Source organism: Streptomyces sp. NPDC054840, assembly GCF_053611065.1.
The window spans coordinates 1-7,673 of record NZ_JBSGZP010000349.1; the positions used below are offsets into that span (position 1 = coordinate 1).

A 7,673-nucleotide genomic window follows, 5' to 3' on the forward strand; every position below is an offset into this window, starting at 1 on the left:
CCCCTCCACCGGGGATGACGGGACAGCCCTTGGGGCGGTGCTCCCACGCGCTCCACGGGGGAGGTGGTGACGCGCGGCCCGGACCGTCGGCCACTATGGGGCCGTGCCCCGATTTCCGCGCTACCTGTTCATATGGCTGTCGTGCACGGCCACCAGCGTGACGGCCGTGCTCGCCACGGTCCAGTTCGTGGTCGGCTCCACCAGCCATACGCCCCCGGTGGCCCGGTCCGCCCCCCTGGTCTTCGACTCGCCGCCGGCGTGGACGGCGGTGCAGGACCCCTCGCAGGGCCCGTCCCCGACCGCCTCCGCGTCCCCGAGCCCCTCGCCCACCGTGACGGAGGCTCCGCCCCCCTCGGCTCCGTCCTCCCCGACCGCGAAGCCCTCGGCGGCCGCCCGGACCACCGCACCCAAACCCGGTGTCGACTGCGAGAACGGCGGACCGGGCCTGCACACCGTCCCCTCGCAGGGCGGCAAGGTCACGGTGCGGTACGGGAGCCGCGGCGTGTGCCTGATCTCCGCGGTCCCGAGTCGCGGGTTCAAGGCCACCACCTCGCAGACCGACGACGACACCCTGACGGTCACGTTCAGCAGCTCGGACCATCGGTCGGTCATCACCGCGACCATCGACCCGGTGGCCAAGGCCAGCGTCCGCGAGACGTCGTTCTGACGACGGGCCGGGTCGGCTCTCCGGCCGGCCTGCCCGCAGGGGCGTGACCGCTTCGGCCGGTCCGCACCGTTCGGTCCCTCCTGACCCCCCTTTCGCGGGGATTGCCTCCCCGTATCCGCTCATCGGCCGGGTCCCGGTGAAGCGGAAGGTGAGCTGTTTCTTAGGGGAACCTCAAGATCGCGCTCAGGGGGTTCGCAGGGCCCACCGCGGTCCTATGCTCACGTCGGTCGATCGGCCCCGGCGCCCGGGCACACCGCCCCGGCGAACCGCGGGACCACCGGCTTCACCGAGTCGGGAGGCTTCTCGCCCTTCCCGTAGTTCTCAGCGCGCCTTGGGGTGTCTTCGCCATGACTTCTCGCATACTCCGAACCGTCCGTGCCGGCCACGCCGCGCAGCCCCGCTCCGCCGCGCCCTTGGGGGTCCGGCTGCCGCTCGTCGCCGCGGCCGTCGTCGCGGCGGGGTTGTGCGCTGCCTGCGGGCCGTCCTCCGAGCCCGTCGGCTCGGCCTCGCCGACCACGGTCGGACAGTCCGCGACGGCCCTCGCCCCGGCCACGCCGTCGGCCTCCGCGTCCACCGAGGCCTCCCCGAGCGCGTCGGCCTCGCCGTCGGCGTCCGCCACCGCGCAGACCTCCTCCGCGCCGACCTCCTCCCGGTCCCAGAGCGCTTCGACCGCCCCCAAGTCCCCCCGTACGTCGGCGGCGCCCGTCGCTCCGGCCCGGGTACCGGGGCCCGGCTACGACAGCTCGGCCGACGGGCAGAAGCAGATCGATGCCGCACTGGCCGCGGCCAAGGCCGACGGGAGGATGGTGCTGCTCGACTTCGGGGCCAACTGGTGCGGCAACTGCAAGGCCGCCGACAAGGTGTTCGCCCAGCCGCAGACGGCCGCGATCCTCGGAGCCTCGTACCACCTGGTCAAGATCGACATCGGTGGCAACAGCTCCGCCAACTCCGCGCTGCTGCGCAAGTACAGCCCCTCGGGCGGCACCTACACGATGCCCGTGCTGATCGTCGTCAACTCGTCCGGCAAGGTGCGCACCGACACCCACACCACGGGCAACCCCTCCCTCACGGCGGAGGGGATCAACGCCTTCCTGCGCAAGTGGGCCGCGTGAGACCGGTCGGCCCGCGCCGGGTCCGGATGCGTACGGCGTCCCTGGCCGGAGCAGCCCTCGTGGCGGCCGCGGCCGGCTGTGTCTTCGCCGCCGTCGGCACGGTCGCCGCGGACGGCAGCCGCGCCGAGGCGGCGGCCGGACCGGCGACCACGGACAGCGCCGTGGTCAGGACGGCGGCCGAGGCAACGGTCATCGACCCCGCCGACCGGCCCGCCGCGCCGGCGCCGCCGCCGTACAGGCGTTGGCCTGGAGCGAGGCCAGCGCGGCCCGAGGGGCGCTGTGATGGCGGCGTACTGCCTCGGCCTCGTGCTGCCGTTCGTCCTGGCCGCGCCGGCCTTCCGGCGGGCCCTGGGCGCCTTCGGCCTGGTCAAACGCCACTACCCGTGGGTCCTGCGGATCGGCGGCGGGATGCTCGTACTCGTCGGCGTGCTGCTGGCCACCGGGGTGTGGAACGACCTGGTGTACCGGCTGCAGTTGTGGAGCGCGGACTTCACCACCGCCGTGTGATCCCCGCACGGGCCCACCCCTCGCCCCCCGAGACCCCAGACCGATTCGATGCGTTTCCCCGACACAAGAGGCACGGACACAGATGAATCCTTCCCCGCGCATGAGGCGTACCCGGGCGGCCCGGACCGTGATCGCCCTCCTCTGTCTGACCGCGCTCACGGCGTGCGGCGACCGGTCCGCCAAGGAGTCCCCGGCCGGCGCGGCGGCGCCGGCGGCCACGACCGGCTTCACCGAGAACGGCGTCACCGTCACCCTCTCGGTGGCGGACTGGCACGCCTCGAAGGGCACGCTGACCGCCGTCTTCACCCCCGAGAAGAAGGGCTTCCACCTGTACAGCACCGAACTGCCGCTCACCGGCGTAGAAGGCGTGGGCCGGCCGACAGCGGTGGACGTCACCGGCGTCCTCAAGACCGACGGGAAGCTGACGGCCGCCGCCGGCGTACGGTCCATCAGCGTGCCGGGCGTCGACGCCCCGATGCCCGTCTACCCGGACGGCCCCGTCACCACCACACTGCCCGTCCGAGCCGACGGGAACGGGGACGCGACGGTGCTGCTCGGCTACGCGAGCTGCAGCGCGCAGGAGGGCTGCACCATTCCGGTCGCCGACCATCCCGTACACCTGCGCCTCACCGATGACGGCCCGACGTTCGACACCCCCTGAGAGGTACGCGGACCGAACCCCTAAGGTGTGCCCATGCCCAGCGTCCTGGTCGTGGAAGACGACCCCAGCATCCGCCAGTCACTCATCGAGGTCCTGGCGGAGCACGGGTATGCCGTACGCAGCGTCGGCGACGGATTCGGGGCCCTGCGCGAGGTCACCCAGACGCCCGTCGACGCGGTGGTCCTCGACCTGGGCCTGCCCGATCTGGACGGGGGAGACGCACTGCGCATGATCCGGGGCATATCGTCCGTCCCGGTCCTGGTGGCCACCGCCCGCGACGACGAGACCGAAATCATCAAGCTCCTCAACGCGGGCGCCGACGACTACCTGGTCAAGCCCTTCTCCGGAGGACAGCTCATAGCCCGCCTCTCGGCCGTCCTGCGGCGCACCAGCCACGTTCCCCCCACGGGCACGGCCCGTAGCGCGCAGGGCGCACGGCCGGCGCCGGCCGCCGACCCGATGGGCGCCACCACCGTGGGCGAGCTGGCGGTGGACCCCGGCGCGCGCACCGCGTACCTGGCGGGCCGGGAGCTCCACCTCACCCGGCGGGAGTTCGACCTCCTGGCCTTCCTCGCCCACCACACCGGCCAGGTCGTCTCCAAACGTCGACTGCTGACCGAGGTCTGGCGCGAGCCGTACGTCGACGACCAGACCGTCGACGTGCACCTGTCGTCCCTGCGCCGCAAACTCGGCGAACGCGCGGCGGCCCCGCGCTACCTGCTGACGGTCCGCGGCGTCGGCATCAAACTGGTGGCCCCGCGGTGAGACGCTCCCTGGCGGGAGTCGCGCTCGCCGTGACATCCATGGTCGCCCTCTCCTTCCTCATACCTCTGGGCGCACTGGTGATGTCGCTGGTCAAGGAACAGAGCGTCACCGCGGCCGAGCAGCGCGCCGCAGCCCTCGCACCCGTCCTCACGCTCACCACGGATCCGTCCGCGCTGCGGGAATCCGCCGCCGGACTCGACGCGGCCGAGCACCTCGTCGTCCATCTCCCCGACGCCCAGAGCCTCGGCGACTCCCAGGCCCCCGTGAAACTGCTCGAACGGGCCCAGCAGGGACGCGAGTCCATCTCCCAGAAGACTGCCGGCGGATGGATCTGTCTGCAGCCGGTGGTGCTCCCCGGCGACCGGGTCGCCGTCATCGAGAACTTCGTCCCCGACGAGGAACTGACCCGCGGGGTCAAGGCCTCCTGGGCGGTCATGCTGCTCCTCGCGGTTGGCCTGGTCGGTGGCTCGGTGCTGGTGGCCGACCGGCTCGGCGCCAAGGTCGTCCGGTCCTCCAAGAAGCTCGCCCAGGCCTCGCTGACCCTCGGTCAGGGCAACCTGGACACCCGGGTGGAGCCCATGGGTCCCAAGGAACTGCGCGACGCGGGCGTCGCTTTCAACGCCATGGCCCACCGCATGACCGAGCTGCTCGCCATCGAGCGCGAACTGGTCGCCGACCTGTCCCACCGGCTGCGCACCCCGCTGACCGCCCTGCACCTGGCATCGGAGCGGATGGCGGGCACGCCGGAGTCGGCCAGGGTCGAGGCGGCGGTGCACGCGCTGGAGTCGGAACTCCAGGCCATCATCACCGCGGCGCGCACGCCGCTCGCCGTGGGCCCGATGGGCCACGGCTTGCGCAGCGTGGACACGAGTACGGTCCAGCAGGCGACCGCACCGGGGCCGGCGGGACCGTCCGACGGCCCCCGCTCCGAGGCGGCCGATGTCGTACGGCGCCGGACCGCCTTCTGGGCGGTTCTCGCGGAGCAGCAGGACCGCGCCTGCTCCCTCGACCTCACCCAGGAGCCCACGGCCGTCAGCCTCAGCGACGACGACATCGCCGCGGTGGTGGACGCGCTCATCGGCAACGTCTTCCGCCACACCCCGCCCGGTACCGCGTTCGGGGTCCGTGTCGCCCGTACCGCCCAGGCCGTGGAACTGGTGGTGGAGGACTCCGGCCCGGGCATCCCGGAACCGGACCGGGCGCTCTCCCGCGGGAGCAGCACGGGCTCCTCGGGGCTCGGCCTCGACATCGCCCGCAGGGCCGCGGCCGTCACCGGCGGCTCGATGCGGATCGCGCACGCCCCGCACGGAGGCGCGCACATCATCGTGGTCTTCGCCCTGGCGCCACCTCTGCGCTCCGAGCGCGGGCCGCGCGGCTCGCGCAGGCGCGCGGGATGGTGGCCGCGCAAGCGGTGACCGTACGGGCGCGCCGGGTCGGGAGCTGTGGCAGGATGCCGCGATGATCTCCGGCTCGCCGATACCGCATGTCGTTCCAGCAGGCCGTATGGCCGGGTCGGAACAGCCCGTACTCGCGTTGTCCGGTGGGTGGGAGCTGCGCCCCTGGCATGCGGATGACGCCGACGCCCTGTTCGCCGCCGGGCAGGACCGGACGATCCGCCTCTGGAACCGGCTGCTGGTGAACTCCCCGGAAGAGGCGGGCCAGAGGATCGAGCGCATGCGCCGGCGATGGCAGGCCGAACTCGCCGCGATCTGGGCCGTCGCCCGGCCGGACGGCGAGGCCGTGGGCCTGATCGGCTGGGGCGACATCGACCTCCAGGGCGGCAGCGCCGAGATCGTCTACTGGCTGCTCCCCGCGGCACGCGGTGCGGGCGCCGCGGTCGAGGCGACCCGGCGGGTCAGCCGTTGGGCACTGGACGATCTCGGCCTGCACCGGCTGCGGTTGTGCCACTCGACGGCGAACCCGGCCTCCTGCCGCGTGGCGGACAAGGCCGGATACACCTTCGAAGGCACCCTGCGCGGCGCGCTGTTGCACGCGGACGGATGGCACGACCAGCACCTGCACGCCTTGGTCCAGGGCGACATCTGAGCCGAGGCCCACGGTCCAGGGTCTCGATCCGGGACAGCCCTCAGTCGACGGCGCCGGCCGGCGGCAGCAGGGCGGGGCGCTTGGCGGTGCGGCCGTCGCCGGAGGAGCGGCCGCACAGGCGGCGGCCCAGCCAGGGGCCGAGGAACGCGGCCGCCCAGCGTAGCTCGGCCACGACGGTCGAGCCGCCCGGTGTGGTCGGCCGCGGCGGCAGCGGGTGTGTCCAGCTGTCGTCGCTGCCGGGCAGGCCGACGGCGTGGGCGAGGGCGGCGGCGATCCGTTCGTGACCGACGGGGCTGGCGTGCAGCCGGTCGTCGGTCCACATCCGGGGGTCGGCCACGGCGGCCGGCCGGGCGGTCTCGGCGACGATGACCCCCTGGCGGGCGGCCGCCGCGCGGATGCGGTCGTTGAGGTCGGCGATGCGGGGCGCGACGGGCCGGGCGAGGGGCACGATCTTCCCGAGGTCGGGGAAGGTCACGGTCGCCACGTGGGTCCCGGCGGCCGTGAGCGCGGCGAACATCTCCTCCAGGTGCCCGGCGACCTCCTCGGCGTCGAACCGGGGCCGGAGGATGTCGTTGACCCCCGCCACGACGGTGGCCAGATCGGGGCGCAGGGCCAGGGCGGGGCCCAGTTGCTCGGCGCGGACCTGCCCGGCGAGGCGTCCCCGGACGGCCAGGTTGGCGTACCGGAGGCCGGGGTTGACGGCGGTGAGGTGTTCGGCGAACCGGTCGGCGAAGCCGCGCAGGCCCACGGTGTCGTCCCCGTCGCCGAGGCCTTCGGTCTGACTGTCACCGAGGGCGACGTAGCGCAGGTACTCACCGTTCGGCACGGTTCAGCCTCTCCTTCAGGATCGCCGCGCTCCGGCGGCACCAGTCGCGGTGTCCCTGTTCGAAGGCGAGGCCGCGCAGACCGGTCAGGTACCCGCCGATCCGCTCGCCGCGGAGCAGGAACTCGTCCTCGTCCATGTCACCGCGCATCTTGCGCAGCACCCTGCCGAGCAACTCGATCTTGGCGTCCGCGGCGACCGCGCGCGCTTCGAGCTGTGCGATCACCGGTTCGATGCCGATCCGGTCGGCGGTCTGGACCTTGACGAGGAGGTCGTCACGGATGACGGAGGACTTCAGCGGGGCCGCGGCGAACTCCTCCAGTTCGGTGCGGCCTGCCTCGGTGACCTGGAAGAGGCGCTTGTTGGGCCGGGTCTCCTGGACCACCTCACGGCCCTCGACCAGCCCTTCCTTCTCCAGCTTGGCCAGCTCGGCGTACAGCTGCTGGGGCAGGGCGTGCCAGAAGTTCGCGACGCCGATGTCGAAGGACTTCGCCAGCTCGTAGCCACTGAACTCGCCGTCCAGCAGCGCCGCCAGAACGGCATGTCGCAAGGCCATCGCGGTCGCCCCTTCCCCTTCCTCGTCAACCCCTGCATCATACTCATGAAAGTGACTAGTCAGATTCATGAGTATGAAGGAGGGGTCATGGAGACTGCCGAACGCTTCCGCGCCGCCGTGGAGAAGCGGGATCTCGCCGCGCTGGAGGACCTGTTCACGGAGGACGTCCGGTTCTTCAGCCCGGTGAAGTTCACGCCCTTCGAGGGGCGGCCCATGGTCCTGGGACTCTTCGGGGTCCTCCTGCGCGTCTTCGAGGACTTCCGTTACATCGGCGACTTCGAGGGGGCGGCCGAGACCAGCGCCGACGGCGCGCAGGCCCCGGCGGAGGTCCTGCTCTTCCGGGCGGCGGTGGAGGGCCGGGAGATCCACGGGATCGACCTTCTCCACTTCGACGAGGCGGGCCGCATCAAGGAGTTCACCGTGATGGTCCGGCCGCAGTCCGCCGTGCAGGCCCTGGGTCAGGCGGTCCTCGCCGGCCTGGTCGCCGACGGCCTCGCGTAGGCCGCCGGACCGCGCTCGACGGCACCGGGCGGTAC

General features: G+C 72.8%; 9 protein-coding genes and 1 pseudogene. 8 read left to right on the plus strand and 2 right to left on the minus strand.

Going from position 1 to position 7,673, the window contains the following annotated elements; translation table 11 throughout:
* Window positions 1-103: 103 nt before the first annotated feature.
* The 7 genes and pseudogenes from ACWGIU_RS23125 (at window position 104) to ACWGIU_RS23155 (ending at window position 5,758) form a co-directional block, all read left to right on the plus strand.
* Window positions 104-667, plus strand: coding sequence for a hypothetical protein (locus ACWGIU_RS23125; protein WP_453708638.1), 564 nt, complete (start codon window positions 104-106; stop codon window positions 665-667).
* Between the two features lie 347 nt (window positions 668-1,014).
* A complete protein-coding gene (locus tag ACWGIU_RS23130; protein ID WP_453708640.1) occupies window positions 1,015-1,779 on the plus strand; it encodes a thioredoxin family protein in 765 nt (254 codons plus the stop codon).
* Between the two features lie 226 nt (window positions 1,780-2,005).
* Window positions 2,006-2,286 (plus strand): annotated as a pseudogene (locus ACWGIU_RS23135) (cytochrome c biogenesis protein CcdA); the annotation flags it as partial.
* Between the two features lie 100 nt (window positions 2,287-2,386).
* The gene (locus tag ACWGIU_RS23140) at window positions 2,387-2,947 is read left to right on the plus strand and encodes a hypothetical protein (protein WP_453708642.1); all 561 of its coding nucleotides are present in this window, start codon (window positions 2,387-2,389) and stop codon (window positions 2,945-2,947) included.
* A 33-nt stretch (window positions 2,948-2,980) separates the two neighbouring features.
* A complete protein-coding gene (locus tag ACWGIU_RS23145; protein WP_328965071.1) occupies window positions 2,981-3,712 on the plus strand; it encodes a response regulator transcription factor in 732 nt (243 codons plus the stop codon).
* A complete protein-coding gene (locus ACWGIU_RS23150) occupies window positions 3,709-5,127 on the plus strand; it encodes a sensor histidine kinase (protein WP_453708644.1) in 1,419 nt (472 codons plus the stop codon). Before ACWGIU_RS23145 ends, ACWGIU_RS23150 begins: the two co-directional genes overlap by 4 nt.
* 88 nt (window positions 5,128-5,215) lie before the next feature.
* Window positions 5,216-5,758 carry a GNAT family N-acetyltransferase gene (locus ACWGIU_RS23155; RefSeq protein ID WP_453708646.1) on the plus strand — a complete coding sequence of 181 codons (543 nt, stop codon included), beginning with the start codon at window positions 5,216-5,218 and terminating at the stop codon, window positions 5,756-5,758.
* Between the two features lie 40 nt (window positions 5,759-5,798).
* On the opposite strand, the gene ACWGIU_RS23160 is transcribed toward ACWGIU_RS23155, so the two are convergent.
* Both ACWGIU_RS23160 and ACWGIU_RS23165 read right to left on the minus strand, forming a co-directional pair.
* Window positions 5,799-6,584 carry an SGNH/GDSL hydrolase family protein gene (locus ACWGIU_RS23160; protein ID WP_453708648.1) on the minus strand — a complete coding sequence of 262 codons (786 nt, stop codon included), beginning with the start codon at window positions 6,582-6,584 and terminating at the stop codon, window positions 5,799-5,801.
* Complete coding sequence (locus ACWGIU_RS23165; protein WP_453708650.1) at window positions 6,571-7,137, minus strand: PadR family transcriptional regulator; 567 nt, start codon at window positions 7,135-7,137, stop codon at window positions 6,571-6,573. Before ACWGIU_RS23165 ends, ACWGIU_RS23160 begins: the two co-directional genes overlap by 14 nt.
* A gap of 87 nt (window positions 7,138-7,224) precedes the next feature.
* Between ACWGIU_RS23165 and ACWGIU_RS23170 the strand changes: the two genes are divergently transcribed.
* Window positions 7,225-7,638, plus strand: a complete 414-nt coding sequence (locus tag ACWGIU_RS23170) for a nuclear transport factor 2 family protein (RefSeq protein ID WP_453708652.1) — start codon at window positions 7,225-7,227, stop codon at window positions 7,636-7,638.
* Window positions 7,639-7,673: the final 35 nt, after the last annotated feature.

Bases quoted from the DNA above. Each gene is read 5' to 3' on its own strand.
- ACWGIU_RS23140 (WP_453708642.1), top strand. From the start codon at position 2,387: ATGAGGCGTACCCGGGCGGCCCGGACCGTGATCGCCCTCCTCTGTCTG.
- ACWGIU_RS23145 (WP_328965071.1), top strand. From the start codon at position 2,981: ATGCCCAGCGTCCTGGTCGTGGAAGACGACCCCAGCATCCGCCAGTCA.
- ACWGIU_RS23130 (WP_453708640.1), top strand. From the start codon at position 1,015: ATGACTTCTCGCATACTCCGAACCGTCCGTGCCGGCCACGCCGCGCAG.
- ACWGIU_RS23170 (WP_453708652.1), top strand. From the start codon at position 7,225: ATGGAGACTGCCGAACGCTTCCGCGCCGCCGTGGAGAAGCGGGATCTC.
- ACWGIU_RS23165 (WP_453708650.1), bottom strand. From the start codon at position 7,137: ATGGCCTTGCGACATGCCGTTCTGGCGGCGCTGCTGGACGGCGAGTTC.
- ACWGIU_RS23155 (WP_453708646.1), top strand. From the start codon at position 5,216: ATGGCCGGGTCGGAACAGCCCGTACTCGCGTTGTCCGGTGGGTGGGAG.